Origin of the sequence: Streptomyces sp. NBC_00659 (genome assembly GCF_036226925.1) — a bacterium.
In the GTDB taxonomy this organism is placed as follows: Bacteria; Actinomycetota; Actinomycetes; order Streptomycetales; family Streptomycetaceae; genus Streptomyces.
In genome coordinates this window covers 2338913-2358549 of sequence record NZ_CP109031.1, presented here as the reverse complement: position 1 = coordinate 2358549, position 19637 = coordinate 2338913, and the positions used below count along the sequence as shown (strand labels likewise).

Here is a 19637-nt window from a genome sequence, read left to right as displayed (position 1 = left end):
GCGTCCCCCATTCGCTTCCGCGCGATTTCTCCCCAAAAGTAGCTCAGCCGAGTACGGATGCCGCCCCCTTGAGCACCAATCCGGCCCCGAGGGCCACGACGATCAGTGCCGATCCGAGGGGCGCGGTCCTGCGGACCAGGAGCACGACGCGTCCCTCGGCCCACCGTCGGCGTCCTGCGAGGGCGCGGTTCACGCCGCTGCCGAGCTTGACCACGGCGAAACCGGCCGCCGTCAGCGTCAGGGCGAGTCCGACGCCGTACGCGAGCACGAGAAGAAGGCCGAACCAGGCCTGTCCGAGCGCCGCGGCGCCCACGAGGACGACGACCGCCGACGGACTGGGCACCAGCCCACCGGCGAAGCCGAGCAGGATCGTTCCACGGAGCGTGGGGGCGATCTCATGGGTGTGGGTGAAGCCGCCGTGGGTGTGTTCGAGGGTGGGGGAGTGGGGGGTGCCTCCCGAGCGGTGGTCGTGGTCGTGGCTGTGGTCATGGCTGTGACCGTGGTCGTGACTATGGTCGTGCGGGTGGGGGTGGTCGTGACCGTGGGGTCGGGTGGCCGTCGCCGTCGCCGTGGTCGTCGCGGTGGGGGTGCCGGACGCGGTGGCGTGGGCCAGTACCAGGGGGCGCGCGGTGTGACCGGCATGCCGGTGCGGAGCGTCCATGTGGTCGTGGTCGTGCGTGTGCGAAGGGACGGGCGGGTGCTCGTGGTCGTGCGTGTGGCCGGGTTCGGCGTCGTGCGTGTGGCCGGTGGCCGGGTCCCGGTCCCGGTCCCGGTCCTGACCGTGCTCGTGCTCGTGCCCGTGGGCGGACGCGTGGGTGTGGTCGTGCGGCTGCCCGTGGTCGTGCGCGTGGTCATGCCCGTGACCGTGCTCGTGGCTGTGCCCGTGGTCGTGGTCGTGTCCGTGTGCGGAGGGCCGGTTGCGCCAGGCTCGCCGCAGGAGCGTGGCGCCCGCCCCCGTGACGAGGACACCGCTGGACACGCCCAGCCAGGCGATCACGGAGGGGGCCGCCGCCGAGCCCGCGGTGACCAGCAGGCCGAGCGCGACGACGCCGAGGGTGTGGGTGACCGTCACCGAAGCGGCCAGGGGCAGTACGTCCTTGAACCGGGCCCGGCCCCCGCGCGCCGCCGCCGTCGCGGCCATCAGGGTCTTGCCGTGGCCGGGCGCGAGCGCGTGCATCGCCCCCAGGCCCACCGCGATGAGCAGGGCCAGGGAGGCGAAGCCGAAGGTGAGGTCATGACGGGCCACCAGGTTGTTCAGGGCCTGGGTCCAGCGGTCGGCGCCGCGCGGGAGCACGGAGGCGGCCGGAGCGTCGCGCCGTTCCTCGACGAGGGCGGGGCCGCCGGGGCGGATCCGCAGCGACGCGCCGGCGGTGTCGGCGGGCGAGGAGAGCAGCGCCTTGGGGTACTGGGTCAGCTCCGCCGAGACGGACTTCCGCGGTACGTCCGAGGAGGCGAGCGTCATCCGGTCGCCACGGGCGGTGATCTCGCGCCAGCCGGGGCCGCGGTCGGCGCCCGCGCCCCGGAAGCCCACGGTGAGCGTGCCCTTGCCGGACAGCGGAGCCGTCAGCCGGCACTCCACGCGCAGGGTGTCGAGTCCCGCCTGCCCCGGCCGCAGGTGTGCCCTGCTCGCGCCCGCGGTCAGTGTCACCGCTCGCCCGTTCACCGTGACCTCGCTGCCCTGCGCGGCGGTCTCGCACCGCTGCCGGGCCCAGCCGGCCATGCCGAGCCTCTTGATGTCCGGCTTCGCCTGGGTGGCGGGGATCTCGGCCAGGTCCTCGACGTGATCGACGCGCAACTGCCCGGGGGCGGCGACGAGTCCGTCGTAGCGGTTGACGGTGAAGTTGCCGAGCGGATGCGCGCTCGCCTGCACCGAGGGGACCAGCACGAGCGCGCAGGCCGCGGTCAGGACCGTGCCGCACAGGGCGAGGAACCGGGGCGCCCTCACTGCGAGGCCTCCAGTGCCTTACGGGCCGCGCGGGCGCCCAGCGGCGAGAAGCCCGGGTTCAGGTCCAGGGCCGCCTTGAGCGCGGTGCGGGACCTGTCGGTGTGGCCGGTGGCCTTCTCGATCACACCGAGGTGGTAGAGGAAGGACGCGTTGCGGTAGCCGGTCGCCGTGGCCTGGCGCGCGTACCGCAGGGCCTCCGCGTCGCGGCCCGACACATGCAGGGCCCAGCCGAGCGCGTCCGCGGTGTGCACCGTGTGCCGACGGGCCCACTCGGCGCGGGCCGCCGCCAGCGCCGCCTTGTGGTCGCCGTGGTCGGCGGCCGCCAGCGCGGTGTCGAGGTCGGCGTTGACGCCGTAGGCGTGGGCGAGGGAGATCCAGGCGTCGACCAGCGTGTACTGGTCGCGGGCCTTCTCCGCGTCGCCCGCCGCGCCACGGGCCTCGTACAACTCGCCGAGCTCGACGAGAGGCTGGGGCAGCGGAAAACGCTGCACGATCTGTTCCATCCCCTTGATCGCCGCCGCGCGGTCGCCCAGCGCGGCCTGGGTGCGGGCCCGGCCTTCGAGGGCGGGGAGATAGCTGTCGTCGGCGGCGAGCGCCCGCGCGTAGTAGGTGAGGGCGGAGTGGTAGTCGCCCTGGTTCCAGGCGAGTTGGCCGAGCGCGGACGTCACGTACGAGATGTCGCCGCGGCCGGTCGCCGTCGTGAGCGCCTGCTCCAGGACCCGGCGGGCGGTCTTCACGTCGCCGCGCAGCTCGTGGACGTAGGCGAACCGGGTGAAGACCGGTACGCCCGGGCGCCGCGAGTCCGCCAGGTCGGCCGCCTCGGACGCGTCGTCGTAGCGGCCGAGTTCGACGAGAGCGTCGATGCGGGAGGACAGGGCGCGTTCGCTGTAGGGGTTCTGCCTCAGCGCGAGGTCCGCGTACTTCAGGGCGCCGGTGAAGTCGTGCCGGGCGGCCGCGAGGGCGGCCCGTCCGGCGAGCGCCGGATCGTAGTCGGGGCGCAGCCTGAGGGACCGGTCGAACGCTTCCTGCGCCTGCGGATAGCGCGAGGGGTCGCCCTTGGTGCGGGCCTGTTCGACATAGGCGAGGCCGAGCGTGGCCCAGCCGCCGAAGTCCTTGGGCTGGGAGCGGAGATGGGCCTGGAGGGAGAGGACGCTCGCGTCGAGGTCGCCGCTCGCGAGCAGCTGGGGCGACACACCGTTGGACACGGCCGCGACGGCGGGAGTCGTTCCGTTGTCCCTCAGGGCGCCGAGCACCACCGCGCCCGCCGTCATGGCGACTGCCAACGCGGTCGCGCAGAAACCGAGTTGAGCCGCCCGCCAGCGCCGCTGCGACTGCGACAGCCGGCGTACGGCGGTCACCCGCTCGTCGGCCCCGTCCGCGCTGTTCTCACCGGACGGGCCATCGGAGGCGGCCTCGGCGGAGGCGGCCTCGGAGGCGGCCTCGGCGGGGGCGACGTCGGAGGTGGCCTCGGCAGGGGAGACTTCGGCGGCGACCTCGGTGATGGCGGCTTCCGGGGTGACCTCGGCGGGCGTGGCCCTTTCGGCGTCCGGCGTCGCGTTGTCGTTCGTACGCGGGGACATGCCCTCTCCTCAAAGTCCTTGGCGAAACGGTCGTTGTGGGGGGTGGGGGGCGGCGCGGCCCGCACCGTGGGGGGTGAACTGCGTGCGGGCCGCGCCAGTCGGTGAGCCGGGTCAGTAGGCCCGGTTGTACATCCGTCGGCGCCACCACAGCAGACCGGAGCCGATGAGCAGGATGCCGGCGGCACCCGCCGCGGCGGAGCCCGCGATCAGCATGGTGTCGGTCCCGCTGCCGGAGCCGGAGCCGGCCGGCTGGAGCGCGTCGCCGAGCTGGCTGCGCACATCGGTCCCGCTGGTCGTGCCCTTGGCGAGCGCGCCGCGCGAACCCGAGGTCGGCTCGGCCACGTACGGGAAGTACTTCTCGAACTTCTTGTCGTTCTTGTCGACCGCGTCACCCAAGTCGTTCTTGGAGCCGACGAGTTCACCCTCGACCACCTGGAGCGAGGCGTCGATCACGTCGTCCGTGAGCCGGCGTCCGTTCGGGAAGCCCGCGTTGTCGCCGTCGAGGACACCGAGCCGCTTGGGGTGCATGGCCGGCTTGATCGAGGTGTTGAGCCGCAGCTCCTCCGCCGGACGCACGTGCGGCGGCTGGTTGAGGCCCTTCACACCCTTCAGGAACACGTCGACCAGGTCGTTGCGGGGCTCGGCCGGGGCCTTGATCTTGTAGATCCCCTCGATGAGCTTCGGGAGCTCCGGGTTGGTCACGTTCTTCAGGAACTGGGCGTCTTCCCAGGGCGCGGACGCGTTGAACTTGTCCTTGTCCTTCTGCGGGTTGACGACCTCGTTGACCAGCGGCATGCCGAGACGCGAGACCTGGCGGTACTGGCCGCGGGCGTCCTTGCGCTGCGTGGTGGACCAGATGCCGACGACCGGCTGTCCGGCCGACTCGCGGATCATGTCGTTCGGTACCTGAAGGGCTATGGAGTTGACGTTGTAGCCCTTGAGGGTGTCCCGTCCGACCTCGGTCAGGTTCCCGCCGTACAGCAGGTCGAAGACGCGCAGGTCCAGGAAGAACGGGTCGTCCGCCTGGCCGGCGAACGTCGTCGTGCCGCCCGCGAGCTTGGAGATCGCGTGGTGGCGCAGCTTCGCGTAGTCCGGCATCGACGCCTTGCCGACGTTGGACGGGGCGACCGGAACGTCGTCCGCGACCTTGGTCTTCGACACCAGCTGCTGGTTGTGCAGCCGCAGCAGCTCGATGTCGTACGTCTGCGTGATGTTCAGGTCGGGGTCGTCGAGGCTGGTGACCGGACCCGTGTTGTACAGGAACGTGTCGCCGTTCTTGCGGTGCGTCTTGAAGGTGTAGCGGTAGATCAACTCACCTTGTGCGTCACCGTTGTTGTCGATGTGGAGGTCGTACTGGGCGTCGTCGGCGAACGTGTAGAAGTTCGGACCGCCCGCGGGCTCCTCGAAGGGAATCCAGTTCGCCACGATCGTCGTCGTGTCCGGCTTGTCCGGGCTGACGAACGCGTACACGTCCGTGTTGTCGTACTGGGGAGTGCCCGAGATCAGCGGGGCCTCCCGGTGGCTGGAGGCGGAGGCCGCCCCCGGCGCCAGCGCCGTCGCACCGGCGGCCGCGAGCCCCCCGGCAGCCAGCGCACCGCATACGAGGGTCGCGAGAGTCCTTCGACCCGCGCCGCTCCTGGAGATAGGTGTCATGCCGTCCGTCCTCTGTCCAACTTGCCTGACGCACGCCATTCGGAGCGGTCGCCCGGGTGGATTGGTCGAATCCCAAACGTCTTTACGGCGGTTATCCCAGCTTGTTTCATCGACGGGCCGGCTTCTTTCCCGGCGCCCGCCCGAACCGGTCGGCGCGGGACGTGCGACAGTGCCGGTCGCGGACAGGGGGACGGTCACCGGCGGACAGGGGACGAACAGGCCTCGGAGACAGGAACTGATCAGCGGTGGACGCGCGTTTTCGGCTCGCTGATCCGTAACCCATCCGTAGACAGGTTCGCTGCGAAGAAGTAGAGGAAAGGACGGGCCGTGCACGGCCGGAGAGGGGGACGGGTGGAGGCTGACGAGCTACTGGTACTGGTGGCCGGAGGCGACCAGAAGGCGTTCGAGGAGCTGTACGGACTGGTGTCCGGGCCGGTGTTCGGACTGGTGCGCCGCGTGGTGCGGGACCCGGCGCAGTCGGAGGAGGTGTCGCAGGAGGTGCTGCTCGAACTCTGGCGCTCCGCGCCGCGGTTCGACCCCGGACGCGGCAGCGCACTGTCCTGGATCCTCACGCTCGCGCACCGCCGTGCCGTCGACAGGGTGCGCAGCGCCCGCGCGGCCACCGAACGTGAGCAGCGCGAGGGGCAGCGCAACCACCACCCCGCCTTCGACCAGGTCGCCGAGGAGGTCGAGGCGGGGCTCGAACGCGAGTGGGTCCGCCGCTGCCTCGACCGGCTCACCGCCCTTCAGCGGCAGTCCGTCACCCTCGCCTACTACGACGGCTACACCTACCGAGAAGTCGCCGAGCGGCTCTCCCTGCCGCTGGGCACCGTCAAGACCCGTATGCGCGACGGGCTCACCCGCCTGCGCGATTGCCTGGGAGGAGTCGCGTGAACGCCGACGACCGCCTGCCGGGCCGTGATCCGAACGGAAGAGAGGGGGGTGCCGCATGAGCGTCCTCGACCGTCTGCTGGGCCGCGATCTTCACTCGCTCGCCGCCCCCTACGCCCTCGACGCGCTGGAGAGCGACGAGAGGCGCCGCTTCGAACGTCATCTGAAGGGCTGTGACCGCTGTGCCGAGGAGGTGCGGGCGCTGACCGAGGACGCCGTACGGCTCGCCTGGTCCACGGCGGCGGCCCCGCCGGCCGCGCTGCGCGCGCGGGTGCTGACCGCCGTACGGACGACACCGCAGGAACACACGGCCCGGGACCTGCCCCGTGCGCGGCCGGCCCATCAGCCCGCCCGTGCGCGTGCCCCCCGGCTCCGCCCGCTGTTCGCCCCGCTCGCCACCGCCACGGCCGCCGCGGCCCTCGTCGTCGCCGCGCTCTTCGCGGTGCAGGCGACCCAGGCGCGCGACGAGCTGAACCAGGAGCGCGCCCAGGCGCGTGAGATCGCCCACGTTCTCGCGGCACCGGACGCGCGGGCGACCGGTGAACGGGACGCGCGGGGCCGCGGAATCGGAGTAGTGGCCTCCGCGTCGGAGCGGCGCGCCGTCGTGACACTCAGCGGACTCGGCGAGCCCTCCGGCGGACGCGTCCGTCAGCTGTGGCTCATGCGCCCCAACGAGAAACCGCGTTCTCTCGGTCTCTTCGACGGCGACACGCCCCTCGTGGCCGACGGGCTGAACGCGAACGCGACGTCACTCGCAGTGACCGTCGAGCCTCACGGGGGCTCAGAACAGCCCACTACCTCGCCGGTTGTCCAACTCGCCCTGGAAACGGTTGGATTCGGAGAGTAACCGTCAACCCCCTTATGGGGAAGGTGAATCCTTTGTCCGAGATACACGCGCGCCATGAGGGGGCGATAGGGTTAGTCTGCCCGGGCCGGGTGGACTTGTACGGGTGGGGAGTGACATGGAACAGATAACGGTGCACAGCAGGGCGCGTGTCCCTGCGATCACGTGCGGGAGCAGCGCGACCAGTTCGCGCCTCGACCGACATCTCGCGGTGCTCGGTGGCCCTGCCATACCGCAGCGCGAGACGGTCGAGGCGACGTCGCTGATGCGTGAGCTCACGACCCGTGACCACGCGCACGACAGCGGCTCCATGGGTGCGCGCGTGCGGCGGGTCTCGCTGTTCGCACCGCTCAGGCGGCTGCGCCGCTCGCTGTTCGGCGACCGCTGACCGCTGTCGGTACCGGCCTTCTCGACCCGCGCTCCGGCGACTCCACCGAACCGGCGCAACGCTGCCCTTCCGCGTCCGTCATCCCCACGGCGGGCAGCGGCCCCGGTGATCACCACATCCGGAGCGCGGGTCACCACCATCACCGGGCCGTGAGGCTCAGCGCACCACTCCGTCCCGCCGCAGCTCGGCGACGTCCGCGTCCGTCATGCCCAGCGCCCGCAACACCACCCCTGTGTGCTCGCCGAGCCGCGGGACGGACCCCATCCGCGCCTCCGCCCCGCCCGGCAGGGTGATCGGAGGCAGCAGGGCCCGCAGCGGCCCGGCCGGCGATCCCACCTCCCGCCATCTGTTCCTGGCCGCCAGCTGTGGATGCTCCGCCACCTCCCCTACGTCCCGCAGCCGCGCGCAGGCGATGCCCGCGGCCTCCAGGCGGGCCACCGCCTCGTCGGTGCCCAGCGCGCCCAGCGCCTCGGCGACCAGCGCGTCCACGCGCTCCCGGTCCGCCACCCGCGCCGCGTTCGTCGCGAAACGAGGATCGTCCGCCGTCTCGGGCCGCCCCAGAACCTGTTGGGCGAGCCGCCGCCACTCCCGGTCGTTCTGCACCGACAACAGCACGCGCCCGCCGTCCGCCGTCGAATAGGCGTCGTAGGGAACGATGACGGCATGGGCGAGGCCGGTGCGAGCCGGTGCGGTCCCGTCGTGCATCGCGTGGTGCAGCGGATGCCCCATCCACTCCGCGAGCGCGTCCAGCATCGACACCTCGACCGGGCCCCCGCGCCCGGTCGTGCCGCGCCGGACCAGGGCCGCGAGGACCCCCGAGAAGGCGTACATGGCCGCCGCGATGTCCGCGGCCGGGATGCCCGCCTTCACCGGCTGCCCGGGGGTCCCGGTCACCGACACGAGCCCCGCCTCGCACTGCACGAGCATGTCGTACGCCCGTTTGCCGGCGTACGGCCCCGACGGCCCGTATCCGGAGATGTCCACGGCGATCAGCCGGGGATGCTCGGCACACAGGGTCGCCGCGTCCAGGCCCAGCCGCGCAGCCGCGCCCTGGGCGAGGTTCTGCACGAACACATCCGCGTCCGCGACGAGCCGGCGGACGACGTCGAGCCCGCGCGGGTCCTTCAGATCGAGGGCGATGGACTCCTTGCCCCGGTTGCACCACACGAAATGCGAGGCCAGGCCCTGGGCCGCGGTGTCGTAGCCACGCGCGAAGTCCCCGCCGTCGATCCGCTCGACCTTGACGACCCGGGCGCCGAGATCGGCGAGCTGCCGGGTCGCGAAGGGCGCGGCGACGGCTTGTTCGACGGCGACGACGGTGATGCCTTCGAGGGGCAGGGGCTCTGGCTGCATGCGATGGATCATGGCCCCCCGGCAATACTTTTGTCATGCACTGATTGCCACCGACAACTGAAGACAGGCCCTAGATCAGCGCGAACTGGCCTTCCGGGCCCTCTTCGTGGTGGTCGAGCACCGAGGCCGGGCGGCGCGCCGCGTCCGGGACCGGGAGCACCCCGGCCGTGCGCAGCTCCGTCCGGGTGATCGGTGACCGCGGTTCCAACGCGGCCTGCTGGGGGCGCAGTTCCGCGAGGAGTGCGAGCACCGTGATGAGTTCGAGGAGTTCGGACGTCCACGCCTGGGGCCAGCCGACGGGGCCGATCGCCTCCAGCGTGCCCGGCTCCGCCACCCCCGTCCTCGCCGCGAACCACTGTTCCAGCACGCGTACGCCGCCGACCTCGAAGTCCCAGGCCTCGGGCGGCACGGGCGAGATCCTGCCGTCGCCGAGGTGCAGGGACTCCTCGGCGCGGTCGTAGTACGGGTCGGTGAACGGGGGGCCCGCGGCCGGCCGGGGGCCCTGGGGGAGGGCGGACAGCGGCGCGCGGACGTACGGCCGCCGGCCGCCGGGGAGTTTGGGGCGCTCGCCCTCCCGGCGCATCAGCCGCAGCATGCGCCGGCCCAACTCGACGCCGTACGACCATACTTCGGGGTCGGCGGTGAGCGGGACCGCGCATCCGTCGCGGCCGTGCCGCGCGACCGCCATCGTCCAGGCGAGGACGTCGAAGGGAGCGGGAGTGTCGCCGAGGCGGGAGCCCAGATGCTCCAGCAGGCCCGGGGCCAGGTTCGGTTCACGGCCACCGGGGCGCCGGTAGAGCGGACGCACCCGCCCGCCGCGGCCCGCGCTCAACGGCAGCACGGACGCGGCCAGCAGAGCCGGACCGGAGGCCTCGGGCACCGGGCTCTGTTCGACCGTGAACACCTGCTCCTCGTCCGCCACCCGCCACAGTTCGGGGCGGGCCGAGTCGATCAGCCGGTGATCGGGAATCAGCCACTGCTCGTCGAAGGGGGCGCTCAGCACGCGGACCGGCGCCGGGCAGGAGTCCGACGCCCGGGCGAGGCGGCCCGTCCCGCTGGACTGGCCCGGAAGCTGGGCGACCGCGGAGTGCGTCGTGCGCGCCCGCGTCGGCCCGAACAGCGTCTCGCGGTCCTCCCCTACGGCCCGCACGAGGGCGTCCCAGCGGGCTTTCAGGGAGGCCGGGTCGGGTGCCGTCGGCCACCTCCGGCCCAGCCTCGGCGGTGCGACGGACCACGGCATGAGGTCCGCGAGCAGCGGAGCGGCGTCGGGCGTCACGCCCGGCATCGTACGACGCGGGCGCCGCGCGCCGCCCCCGTACGCCATCGTCAGTGCGCGTCGAGGGTGACCGTGAACGAGAAGCGGTCGCCCCGGTAGTGGATGACCGCCACGTCCAGCGCCTGCCCGTCCGTGCCGTGGATGACGCCCGTGTAGCGCAGGATCGGGCTGAGCAGCGGCACTTGGAGCAGACGCGCCGTCTCCGGGTCCGCGAGCGTGGCCTCCACCGTGTCGGTGATCCGGCTGATGCCGACCCCGAGCACGTCCCGCAGCACCTTGGTCATCGGCCAGCGGATCAGATCCTCCCGGTCGATACGGTCGGCCAGTTCCTGCCGGAGGTAGTTGCGCGCGTGGTTGGTCGGCTCGCCCGTCGTCTCGTCGCTGCGCAGCCGGTGGTACGTCGCCACCTCGGCCACATCCGGGAAGAATTCCGCCAGTTCGCCGGAAACGGGTGCCTTCCCCTGATCCAGCAGCTCGGTCGTCATGCCCGACTGCTGGGCCACGATCGCGTCCACCGAGCCGAGCAGCCGCACGGGCGCGCCGCGCCGCGCACTCGGCTCGATGAACGTGCCCCGCCGGCGGTGCCGGGTGATGAGCCCCTCGACCTCCAGCTCCTTGAGCGCCTGCCGCATGGTCAGCACGCTCACGCCGTAGTGCCCCGCGAGCTGCTCCTCGGTGGGCAGGCGCAGGGGATCCCGGGGAGCGCGGCCGAGTATCGAGGCACGCAGGGACTGCGACACCTGATACCACAGCGGCAGCTTGCGGTTCAGGACGATCGAGTCCGGAGCAAAGGAGGTCACGAGGTATCCGTACAGGTCGCGGGCGTGGAAGGCAACGGCCGGTGAAGGTCAGCCGGCCGGACGGAAGTGCCTTCCGAGCCCCTTCCACACGTCGTCGTAGCCCTGCTGGAGATGTTCCGCCCCGGCCGCCTGGGCCGTCGCGGTCATCGGCCAGCGGGTCTCGAACATGAACGCCAGACCGTCGTCGATCTTCTGGGGCTTCAGCTCGGCGGCGCTGGCACGGTCGAAGGTCTCCTGGTCCGGACCGTGCGCCGACATCATGTTGTGCAGCGAGCCGCCGCCCGGCACGAAGCCCTCCGCCTTCGCGTCGTAGGCGCCCTCGACGAGGCCCATGTACTCGCTCATCACGTTCCGGTGGAAGTACGGGGGCCGGAACGTGTCCTCGCCCACCAGCCAGCGCGGCGCGAACACGACGAAGTCGACACCGGCCAGACCCGGGGTGTCGGACGGCGAGGTCAGCACCGTGAAGATCGAGGGGTCCGGGTGGTCGTAGCTGATGGAGCCGATCACATTGAAACGATGCAGGTCGTAGACGTACGGCACATGGTTGCCGTGCCAGGCGACGACGTCCAGCGGCGAGTGGTCGTACGTCGCCGTCCAGAGGTTGCCGCAGAACTTGTTCACCACCTCGACGGGACCCTCGACGTCCTCGTAGGCGGCGACCGGGGCCAGGAAGTCGCGGGCGTTGGCGAGGCCGTTGGCGCCGATCGGGCCGAGGTCGGGCAGCTGGAAGGGCGCCCCGTAGTTCTCGCACACATAACCCCGGGCGCCGCGGCCGCGCCCGCCCTCCGGTGCCGTGTCCAGAAGCTCCACCCGGAAACGCACCCCCCGGGGGATCAGCGCCATCTGGCCCGGTTCCACGTGCAGCAGCCCGAACTCGGTGCGCAGCAGCAGGCCGCCGCGCTCCGGGACGATGAGCAGCTCGCCGTCGGCGTCGCTGAACACCCGCTCCATCGACGCGTTGGCGTGGTAGAGGTGCACCGCGATCCCGGTGCGCTGACCGGCGTCGCCGTTGCCGCCGAGCGTCCACAGGCCCGCGAGGAAGTCCGTCCCGGCGGGAGGCTCGGGGAGCGGGTTCCAGCGCAGCCGGTTCGGGTCGGGCACCGTCTCGGTGAACGGCGCCGTCCGCAGCGTGCCGTTGTCGGTGCGGGTGAACGCGGGGTGCGCGGCCGACGGCCGGATCCGGTAGAGCCACGAACGCCGGTTGGACGCTCGCGGCTCGGTGAACGCCGAACCGCTCAGCTGCTCCGCGTACAGGCCGAGGGGTGCTCGCTGCGGCGCGTTGCGGCCGTGCGGCAGGGCCCCCGGGACCGCCTCCGAGCTGTGTTCGTTGCCGAATCCGGAGAGGTAGGCCAGCCCCTCGGCCGTCTTCCTCGCGTCCCCGCTCATGATCGCTCCCTCGCGCCTGATTCCTATGCATCACCGTAGGATTCCCTCCCGCCCCGCGCAAGAGGCCGGCCGGGGCAGGTCGAGGGTTGGCCGGAATGTGCCAGGGGACTAGGACCTCTCCGGTCAGGTCCTAGTCCTCAAGGGTGTGCGGCCGCTCCAAGAACCCGACTTCAGGGGGATCCGGCCGTAAGGGGCCTTGTTCTACGCTCCCGGACATGCGGTGGATGTGTGGACTGCTCACCGCGCTCGTGGTCTGCGCCCTGTGCGGCGGAACCGCGGGCTGCGGCGCCGGTGATGCGCACGAGCGGGGGACCGCGGTCTCCGCCTCGCCCGTGGGCACGTTGCTCGACGAGACGGACGAGGAGGGACGGCTCTACCGTGCGGTGGACAAGAAGGGGGCACCCGAGGTCGCGATCGAGATCCAGCCGGACTCCGCCGACGGCTGGGACGTGCGGCTGACCGTCCGCGACTTCCGCTTCTCGCCCGAGGGCACGCGCGCCGTTCCGGTCGCCGGGCACGGCATCGCGCACCTCTATGTCGACGGCCGGACCGTCGCCCGGCTGCGCGCCACCGAGTACCACCTGGCCGGGCACCTCGTGCCGCGCGGCACCCACCACATCACCGCGCGGCTGTACGCGGACGACGGCACCGTCTGGGCCGTCCACGGCAAGCCCGTGGAGAGCACGGCCGACATCACCGCCTCGGGCTCCGGCGCGATACCCGGCCCGGAATCGCGGACACCGGAGGCCGAGGCCGCCGCCTCGACGGCGTCGCCCGCGGCGGGCTGACGCCGTCGGCCCCGGGGACCTCCCAGGTGGCGGGCCCGAGGCGTGACGCGTGGTCACGGCACGGATGTGCCCGCCGAAAATGAGTGGTCATGGCACGGAGGTGCGTACTGATGGGCGAGGTTCACCGGACCCCGTCGGAAAGGCATCATGAAGACCGTGCCCCACGCGACCTCGCTCCGCAGAGCGCCCGTACAACGGCGTAGCGCAGAACGACTGACCAGAATCCTCGACGCCTGCGCCGACCTCCTCGACGAGGTGGGCTACGACGGGCTGAGCACACGGGCCGTGGCCCAGCGGGCCGGTGTGCCCATCGGCTCCGTCTACCGCTTCTTCGGCAACAAGCGGGCGATGGCCGACGCGCTCGCCCAGCGCAACCTGGAGCTCTACAGCGAGCGCGTCACCGAGAGTCTGCGCGAGGCGGGCGGGGGAGGCTGGCGGGCCGCGATGGACGCGGTGCTCGACGAATACCTCGCCATGAAGCGCACCGCGCCGGGCTTCTCCCTCGTCGACTTCGGCAACCAGATTCCCGTCGGCGCCCGTTACGCCGAGCCCAACACCCGCGTCGCCGACCGCCTGACCGACCTGCTCTCCGGCTACCTGGACCGCGAACCTGACGACGACCTCCGCCGCTGCTTCCTGGTCGCCGTGGAGAGCGCCGACACCCTGGTCCACCTCGCCTTCCGGGTCGATCCCGAGGGGGACGAGCGGATCATCGCGGAGACCCGTGAGCTGCTGCGGGCGTATCTGGCCAGGGTTCTCGACTGACGGCCGACGTCCGGCGCGTGCAAGGGGGAGTCCCCGGGAGTTCTCGGACTCCCCGAATTCTCCGGATTTCCCGGACCTCTCGACCCCCTCCGGATCTCTCGGCCCCCCGGCCCCCCGGCCCCCCCGGATCTCTCGGACTCCCCGGATCTTTCGACCCCGGACTTCTCGCCCCGACCTCTCGGCCCCCCTGACCACCTCTCGCCCCCGGATCTCTCGGACTCCCCCGATCCCCGTCCCTTTCTCAGGGTGGCGATGTCCGTGGCGCGTCGCTCGCGGGGCGCGGGAACCCGGTGCGCGGAATTCCGACGGACGCCCGGAGGGCCCTCGCCGTCATGCGTACCGGTCGGTATGCTCACTCGCGTCCGTGTGCCACCCAAGCCACCGCCCTCCGGGAGGACCCCGTGTCCCGTACCTCCGGTACCACCCCCGACTCCCGAACCGCGCTGCGCGTCTGCCCCCTGTGCGAGGCCACCTGCGGGCTGACCCTGACCATCGAGGGCACCCGGGTGACCGGTGCCCGGGGTGACCGGGACGACGTGTTCAGCAAGGGCTTCATCTGTCCGAAGGGTGCCTCCTTCGGCGCCGCCGACGGCGACCCCGACCGACTGCGCACCCCCCTCGTCCGTGAGGACGGCGTCCTGCGCGAGGCCACCTGGGAGGAGGCCTTCGACGCGGTGGCCGCCGGACTGCGCCCGGTCGTCGAGCGGTACGGGCCGCACGCCCTCGGGGTCGTCCTCGGCAACCCGAACGTGCACACCATGGCCGGCGCCCTGTATCCGACCGTCCTGCTCGGCGCCCTGCGCACGCACAGCGTCTTCACCGCCTCCACGCTCGACCAGATGCCCAAGCACGTGTCGAGCGGACTGCTGTTCGGCGACGCCAACGCGATCCCCGTGCCGGACCTGGACCACACCGACCACCTGCTGCTCATCGGCGCCAACCCGCTGGAGTCCAACGGGAGTCTGTGCACGGCCCCCGACTTCCCCGGCAAGCTCCGGGCGCTGCGGGCCCGCGGCGGCACGCTGACCGTCATCGACCCGCGCCGCACCCGCACGGCCAAGCTCGCCGACCGCCACGTGGCCATCCGCCCCGGCACCGACGCGATGCTCCTCGCGGCGATGGCGTACGTCCTGTTCGAGGAGAAGCTCGTCGACCTCGGCGCACTCGCCCCGAACGTCCAAGGTGTCGACGAACTCCCGGACGCGCTGCGGGACTTCACCCCCGAGGCGGCGAGCGCGGCCTGCGACGTGGACGCCGTCACCATCCGGGAGCTGGCGCGCGAGCTGGCCGCCGCACCCACCGCCGCCGTCTACGGCCGCATCGGCAGCTGCACCGTTCCGCACGGCACCCTGGCCAGCTGGCTGGTGGACGTCCTCAACATCCTCACCGGCAACCTCGACCGGCCCGGCGGCGCCCTCTTCCCGACGGCCGCCACCGACCGGACACGCCCGGCGGGCCCCGGCCACGGCTTCGCCCTCGGCCGCTGGCACAGCCGGGTGAGCCGGCACCCGGAGGCCAAGGGCGAACTGCCCCTGGCCGCCCTGGCCGAGGAGATCGACACCCCGACCGAGGACGGCAGCCCGGTCCGCGCGGTCATCGCCGTCGCCGCCAACCCCGTCCTCTCCGCACCCGACGGCCTCCGGCTCGACAAGGCGCTCGAATCGCTGGACTTCATGGTCAGCGTCGACCCCTACCTGAACGAGACCTCGCGCCACGCCCACGTCGTGCTCCCGCCGCCCCCGCCCTCCCGGAGCGCGCACCACGACTTCGCGTTCAACACCCTCGCCGTCCGCAACCAGGTCCGCTACAACCGCCCCGCCGTCCCCCTGGAGGAGGGCCGGATGGCGGAGACCGAGATCCTCGCCCGGCTCGTCCTCGCCGCGACCGGCATGCACGGAGCCGACCCGTCCGCCGTGGACACCATGGTCATCGAGGGCACCCTCGCCAAGGCGGCCGGGGACAGTGCGTCCCCGGTGCACGGGCGCGACCCGCGTGAACTCGCCGCCGCCCTCACCGGCGAGAACGGCCCCGAACGCCGGCTCGACATGATGCTGCGCCTCGGCCCGTACGGCGACGGCTTCGGCGCCCGCTCCGACGGCCTGACCCTGGGCAAGCTGCTGGCGCACCCGCACGGCATCGACCTCGGACCGCTCTCCTCCAGCCTGCCGCGCCGGCTGAAGACCCGCAGCGGGAAGGTCGAGCTGCTTCCGGAGCCGATCGCCGCCGATCTGCCGCGCCTGCGCGAGGCGCTGCGCGAGCGCCCGGCGGCGATCGTCCTCGTCGGCCGCCGTCATCTGCGCTCCAACAACAGCTGGATGCACAACATCCCCGCGCTCACCGGCGGTTCCAACCGCTGCACCCTGCACATCCACCCCGACGACGCCGCCCGGCTGGGGCTCGCCGACGGGGCGGCGGTGCGGGTCAGGGGCGCCGGGGGCGAGGTGATCGCCCCGGCGGAGGTCACCGACACCGTACGGCGCGGGGTGGTGAGCCTTCCGCACGGCTGGGGCCACGACCGCCCCGGCACCCGGATGAACCATGCCGCCCTGGATCCGGGAGTCAACGTCAACCAGCTCCTCGACGGCTCGCTTCTCGACCCGCTGTCCGGAACGGCGGTCCTCAACGGGGTGCCGGTGGAACTGGCGGTCTGCCCCTGAGACGTCACCGGGCGCGCTGTCGCTGCTGTCGCCGGGGATCGCACCGAGGTCCCCGGCGAAGCCGGAGCGGGTGCGCGACGAGCCGCGGCGGACCGGGGTGCCCTTGCGCCGGAAGAGCGATACCTGGCGGGGTGCCAGGCGCAGTTGCGATCTTTTCCGGGGCGGATGTGAAAGGTAGTCAGATGAAGTGGGATTTGTATGAAAATCATCTGACTCGGAGGAACTCGCATGTCCATCTCGTCCCTCTCGCACCGCTCCGGCCCACGTCGCGGCGCCGGTGCCCTCGTGGCCCTCGCGGTCGCGGGCACCACCCTCCTGGGTGCCCCGGCCGTCGCCGCCCCCGGTGACAACGGCGACGTCAAGGTCCACGACGAGAACACCGCGGTCGACGACCAGCGGGACGATCCGAAGGTCTGCGTTTTCTACCTCGATGGCTTCAACTTCGACGGGGCACAGCAGATCACCTGGTCCATCGTGACCCAGCCTCCTGTCGCCGATGGTGCCACCCTCTCGGGCAACCTGATCGTGCCCGCGTCCGGGCACGGCTGGACAGGGGACCTCACGCTGCCCGACGGCCAGTACAAGCTGACCTGGAATTTCCAGGGCGAGAACGGCGCGGGCAAGAGCAAGGTCTTCAGGGTCGACTGCCCCCCCGGCAGTCCGTCCCCGTCCCCGTCCACGTCCCCGTCCACGTCCCCGTCCACGACGCCGAGCACGACGCCGAGCGCGACACCCACCCACCCGGGCGGATACCCGGGCGGACACCAGGGTGGACACCCCGGCGGCCCCAACGGAGGACCTCCGGCGGGCGGCGGCGGACTCGCTCACGAGCGGGACTTCTCGCCGGTGGCCGGTGCGGCGGCCGCGGGTCTCGTCGTGGCCGGGGGAGTCGTGTTCCTGCGGCTGCGCCGACGCGGCAATGGCGCCGCGTAGACGACGGAGGCCCTGGTACCGGACGCGCGCCTACCGCCTGACGCGGACCCTGGTGGTCACCGTCGCACTGGTGGCGGGCGGCGTCTGGTGGGCGGGGGACGGTGAGCCCGCCGGGACGGTGGCGTCCGGCGCCGTACGCGACGACGGCGCCGCCTCCCGGGCTCCGGCCGGCAAGGCGGGCACCCGGCACACGCCGGACGCCCGCCCCGGCGGCGGCGCGCGCGGAGCGCGGCGGCATCCGTCCCCGCCCGCCCGCCGGGCGGCCCGGCCCGCGTCCCCGCCCGCACCGCTGCCCCGCTCCCGGGCCGTCCGCCTGCGCATTGCCTCCCTCGGCGTCGACGCACAGGTCATCGGTCTCGGGCTGGACCGCCGAAGACGGCTCGCCGCGCCGCCCGTGGACGATCCGAAGCCCGTCGGCTGGTACACGGACGGTCCCACGCCGGGCGAACGCGGTACGGCCCTCGTCGTCGGCCACCGCGACACCCGGACGGGACCCGCCGTCTTCGCCCCGCTCGAACGGATCCGTCCCGGCGCGCGCGTCGAGGCGCGGCGCGTGGACGGGCGGACCGCCGTCTATACGGTGGACGTCGTACGTACGTACGCGAAGGCGCAGTTCCCCGACCAGGAGGTGTACGGCAGCCGGGGGCGCCCCGAACTGCGGCTGATCACCTGCGGCGGCGCCTACGACCACAGGTCCGGATACGCCGCCAACGTCATCGCCTTCGCCCACCTCACGCAGATCCTGGGGCGGGCCGGCCCCCGGTGAGGCGAACCGCGGTGCGGCGGACCGGAGTTGCGGCGAAGGATTCCCGTGCCCGGTCCCGGCCCGACCGGTATCCGATCGTCCGTTTCCGCCCGTACCGAACCCGCCCGTCCGATACCGCCACGTGTCTTCCCCCGGACGTGTGCGGTCCGTTAGCTTCCGTGACTCAAGGTCCCGTACGACCCGTGCGGGACGACCGGCCGCGGAGCACCAGCGCCTTGCACGCCCCCGGGGGCACCTGTCATGACACGCGCCATCTCCCTGCACCACGTCAGCAAGTCGTACGCCCGCGGGCCCCGTGCCGTGGAACGGTTCTCGCTGGACATCCGGCCCGGCGAATTCCTCGTGCTGCTCGGTCCCTCCGGCTGCGGCAAGTCGACCGTGCTCAGGATGATCGCGGGACTGGAGGAGGTCACCGAGGGCGAGGTGCGCCTGGACGGCGAGTACGCCAACGACCTGCCGCCCTCCGAGCGGAACATGGCGATGGTGTTCCAGAACTTCGCCCTCTATCCGAGCATGACCAGCCGCGACAACATCGGCTTCCCGCTGCGGATCGAGACACCCGGCGAGGATCCCCGGGCCCGGGTGGACGCCACCGCCCGGATGCTCGGTATCCAGGACCTCCTCGACCGCTTCCCCAGCCAGCTCTCCGGCGGCGAGCGGCAGCGCGTCGCGATGGGCCGGGCGATAGCGCGCCACCCCTCCACCTTCCTGATGGACGAACCGCTGTCCAATCTCGACGCCAAACTCCGCAACCACCTGCGGGCCGAGATCTCCCAGCTCACCAGGGACCTCGGCGCGACCACGGTCTACGTCACCCACGACCAGGCCGAGGCCATGTCGCTCGGTGACCGCGTCGCCGTGATGCGCGGCGGAGTCCTCCAGCAACTGGGCACGCCCCGCACGGTCTACGGGCTGCCCGCGAACGTCTTCGTCGCCGCCTTCATCGGCACCCCGCGGATCAACCTGCTGCGCGGCCTGGTCCGGGCCCCGCTCGACGGCGCCATGACGATCAGTCTCGGCAAGCAGTACCTACGGCTGCCCGAACCCCTCTGTCTGGACCACCAGTTGCTCCGGGTGCAGCAGGGCCGTGAGGTGATCGTCGGGCTGCGCTCCGAGGCCATACGGCTCGCCAGGGCGTCCGATGCCCGACCGGGCGAGGTGGCGATCACCGGTCTGGTCGAGCATGTGGAGTTCCAGGGGCACGAGGTCCTCGTCCACTTCAACACGGGCTCCCGGCCGGCCGTCGTGCCCGACCTGGAGTCGCCGCGCCCGTCCCGCCCGACGCGACGACGGCGCCGTGACGCCGGCACCGTCCTGGACCGGCTGCGGGGGCGCGCCGGGGCGCTGCGGGCCGGACCGGTCGTCGTCCTCGACCACCCCTCGGACGACGAGGCCGATCACCCCGGGCAGACACCACCCGAGGGGCGGCTGCCCGGCGATCTCGTCGTCCGCACCACGCCCGACATCGAACTCCGCCACGGCATGCAGATCCCGCTCCTCGTGGACCTCGCCCACCTGTTCGTCTTCGACCGGAGCGGCGAACGGATCTGCCCGGCACCGGAGCGGCTTCCCGACCTGGAGGAGTGACTCCCCGGGGTGCGCGGGGTGT

At 72.4% G+C, this 19637-nt stretch carries 16 protein-coding genes; 9 read left to right on the top strand and 7 right to left on the bottom strand.

Annotation, left to right across the window (positions count from 1 at the left end; translation table 11 throughout):
* Nucleotides 1-43: 43 nt before the first annotated feature.
* The 3 genes from OG410_RS10145 to OG410_RS10135 form a co-directional block, all read right to left on the bottom strand.
* Nucleotides 44-1945 carry an urease accessory protein UreH domain-containing protein gene (locus tag OG410_RS10145; RefSeq protein ID WP_329298817.1) on the bottom strand — a complete coding sequence of 634 codons (1902 nt, stop codon included), beginning with the start codon at nucleotides 1943-1945 and terminating at the stop codon, nucleotides 44-46.
* Nucleotides 1942-3525, bottom strand: coding sequence for a tetratricopeptide repeat protein (locus tag OG410_RS10140; RefSeq protein ID WP_329298816.1), 1584 nt, complete (start codon nucleotides 3523-3525; stop codon nucleotides 1942-1944). The genes OG410_RS10145 and OG410_RS10140 overlap by 4 nt, the downstream gene beginning before the upstream one ends.
* 111 nt (nucleotides 3526-3636) lie before the next feature.
* Entirely contained in the window at nucleotides 3637-5178 is a 1542-nt protein-coding gene (locus tag OG410_RS10135; protein ID WP_329298815.1) for a DUF4331 domain-containing protein, read from the bottom strand.
* Between the two features lie 351 nt (nucleotides 5179-5529).
* Between OG410_RS10135 and OG410_RS10130 the strand changes: the two genes are divergently transcribed.
* The 3 genes from OG410_RS10130 to OG410_RS10120 all read left to right on the top strand — a co-directional run bounded on the left by OG410_RS10130 (nucleotide 5530) and on the right by OG410_RS10120 (nucleotide 7301).
* Nucleotides 5530-6072: a sigma-70 family RNA polymerase sigma factor gene (locus OG410_RS10130; protein ID WP_328667960.1), complete on the top strand. Its 543-nt coding sequence runs from the start codon at nucleotides 5530-5532 to the stop codon at nucleotides 6070-6072.
* A 55-nt stretch (nucleotides 6073-6127) separates the two neighbouring features.
* A complete protein-coding gene (locus tag OG410_RS10125; RefSeq protein WP_329298814.1) occupies nucleotides 6128-6916 on the top strand; it encodes an anti-sigma factor in 789 nt (262 codons plus the stop codon).
* Between the two features lie 115 nt (nucleotides 6917-7031).
* On the top strand, nucleotides 7032-7301 hold the full coding sequence (locus tag OG410_RS10120; RefSeq protein WP_329298813.1) for a hypothetical protein: 270 nt from the start codon (nucleotides 7032-7034) through the stop codon (nucleotides 7299-7301).
* Nucleotides 7302-7457: 156 nt separating this feature from the next.
* Here the strand turns inward: OG410_RS10120 and OG410_RS10115 are convergent, their stop codons facing one another.
* The 4 genes from OG410_RS10115 to hmgA form a co-directional block, all read right to left on the bottom strand.
* Nucleotides 7458-8654 (bottom strand): CaiB/BaiF CoA transferase family protein, encoded by a 1197-nt coding sequence (locus tag OG410_RS10115; protein WP_443063733.1) that lies wholly within the window; start codon nucleotides 8652-8654, stop codon nucleotides 7458-7460.
* 70 nt (nucleotides 8655-8724) lie between these two features.
* Complete coding sequence (locus tag OG410_RS10110; protein ID WP_329298811.1) at nucleotides 8725-9939, bottom strand: type ISP restriction/modification enzyme; 1215 nt, start codon at nucleotides 9937-9939, stop codon at nucleotides 8725-8727.
* Nucleotides 9940-9980: 41 nt separating this feature from the next.
* The gene (locus OG410_RS10105; RefSeq protein ID WP_329298810.1) at nucleotides 9981-10730 is read right to left on the bottom strand and encodes a GntR family transcriptional regulator; all 750 of its coding nucleotides are present in this window, start codon (nucleotides 10728-10730) and stop codon (nucleotides 9981-9983) included.
* 48 nt (nucleotides 10731-10778) lie between these two features.
* A complete protein-coding gene (hmgA, locus tag OG410_RS10100) occupies nucleotides 10779-12119 on the bottom strand; it encodes a homogentisate 1,2-dioxygenase (protein ID WP_329298809.1) in 1341 nt (446 codons plus the stop codon).
* 215 nt (nucleotides 12120-12334) lie between these two features.
* Here hmgA and OG410_RS10095 point away from each other — a divergent pair, with 215 nt between their 5' ends.
* The 6 genes from OG410_RS10095 (at nucleotide 12335) to OG410_RS10070 (ending at nucleotide 19615) form a co-directional block, all read left to right on the top strand.
* Nucleotides 12335-12907, top strand: a complete 573-nt coding sequence (locus OG410_RS10095; protein WP_329298808.1) for a hypothetical protein — start codon at nucleotides 12335-12337, stop codon at nucleotides 12905-12907.
* A gap of 147 nt (nucleotides 12908-13054) precedes the next feature.
* Nucleotides 13055-13672: a TetR/AcrR family transcriptional regulator gene (locus OG410_RS10090; protein ID WP_329298807.1), complete on the top strand. Its 618-nt coding sequence runs from the start codon at nucleotides 13055-13057 to the stop codon at nucleotides 13670-13672.
* Between the two features lie 401 nt (nucleotides 13673-14073).
* Complete coding sequence (locus OG410_RS10085; protein WP_329298806.1) at nucleotides 14074-16329, top strand: molybdopterin oxidoreductase family protein; 2256 nt, start codon at nucleotides 14074-14076, stop codon at nucleotides 16327-16329.
* A 228-nt stretch (nucleotides 16330-16557) separates the two neighbouring features.
* A complete protein-coding gene (locus OG410_RS10080; RefSeq protein ID WP_329298805.1) occupies nucleotides 16558-17262 on the top strand; it encodes a hypothetical protein in 705 nt (234 codons plus the stop codon).
* Between the two features lie 52 nt (nucleotides 17263-17314).
* The gene (locus OG410_RS10075) at nucleotides 17315-18028 is read left to right on the top strand and encodes a class F sortase (RefSeq protein ID WP_443063732.1); all 714 of its coding nucleotides are present in this window, start codon (nucleotides 17315-17317) and stop codon (nucleotides 18026-18028) included.
* Nucleotides 18029-18268: 240 nt separating this feature from the next.
* The gene (locus tag OG410_RS10070) at nucleotides 18269-19615 is read left to right on the top strand and encodes an ABC transporter ATP-binding protein (RefSeq protein WP_329298803.1); all 1347 of its coding nucleotides are present in this window, start codon (nucleotides 18269-18271) and stop codon (nucleotides 19613-19615) included.
* Nucleotides 19616-19637: the final 22 nt, after the last annotated feature.

What these genes read in the sequence shown, in the direction of transcription:
- OG410_RS10140 (WP_329298816.1), bottom strand. Translation starts at nt 3,525, where the DNA reads ATGTCCCCGCGTACGAACGACAACGCGACGCCGGACGCCGAAAGGGCC.
- OG410_RS10135 (WP_329298815.1), bottom strand. Translation starts at nt 5,178, where the DNA reads ATGACACCTATCTCCAGGAGCGGCGCGGGTCGAAGGACTCTCGCGACC.
- OG410_RS10125 (WP_329298814.1), top strand. Translation starts at nt 6,128, where the DNA reads ATGAGCGTCCTCGACCGTCTGCTGGGCCGCGATCTTCACTCGCTCGCC.
- OG410_RS10120 (WP_329298813.1), top strand. Translation starts at nt 7,032, where the DNA reads ATGGAACAGATAACGGTGCACAGCAGGGCGCGTGTCCCTGCGATCACG.
- OG410_RS10115 (WP_443063733.1), bottom strand. Translation starts at nt 8,654, where the DNA reads ATGCAGCCAGAGCCCCTGCCCCTCGAAGGCATCACCGTCGTCGCCGTC.
- OG410_RS10110 (WP_329298811.1), bottom strand. Translation starts at nt 9,939, where the DNA reads ATGCCGGGCGTGACGCCCGACGCCGCTCCGCTGCTCGCGGACCTCATG.
- hmgA (WP_329298809.1), bottom strand. Translation starts at nt 12,119, where the DNA reads ATGAGCGGGGACGCGAGGAAGACGGCCGAGGGGCTGGCCTACCTCTCC.
- OG410_RS10095 (WP_329298808.1), top strand. Translation starts at nt 12,335, where the DNA reads ATGCGGTGGATGTGTGGACTGCTCACCGCGCTCGTGGTCTGCGCCCTG.
- OG410_RS10090 (WP_329298807.1), top strand. Translation starts at nt 13,055, where the DNA reads ATGAAGACCGTGCCCCACGCGACCTCGCTCCGCAGAGCGCCCGTACAA.
- OG410_RS10080 (WP_329298805.1), top strand. Translation starts at nt 16,558, where the DNA reads ATGTCCATCTCGTCCCTCTCGCACCGCTCCGGCCCACGTCGCGGCGCC.
- OG410_RS10070 (WP_329298803.1), top strand. Translation starts at nt 18,269, where the DNA reads ATGACACGCGCCATCTCCCTGCACCACGTCAGCAAGTCGTACGCCCGC.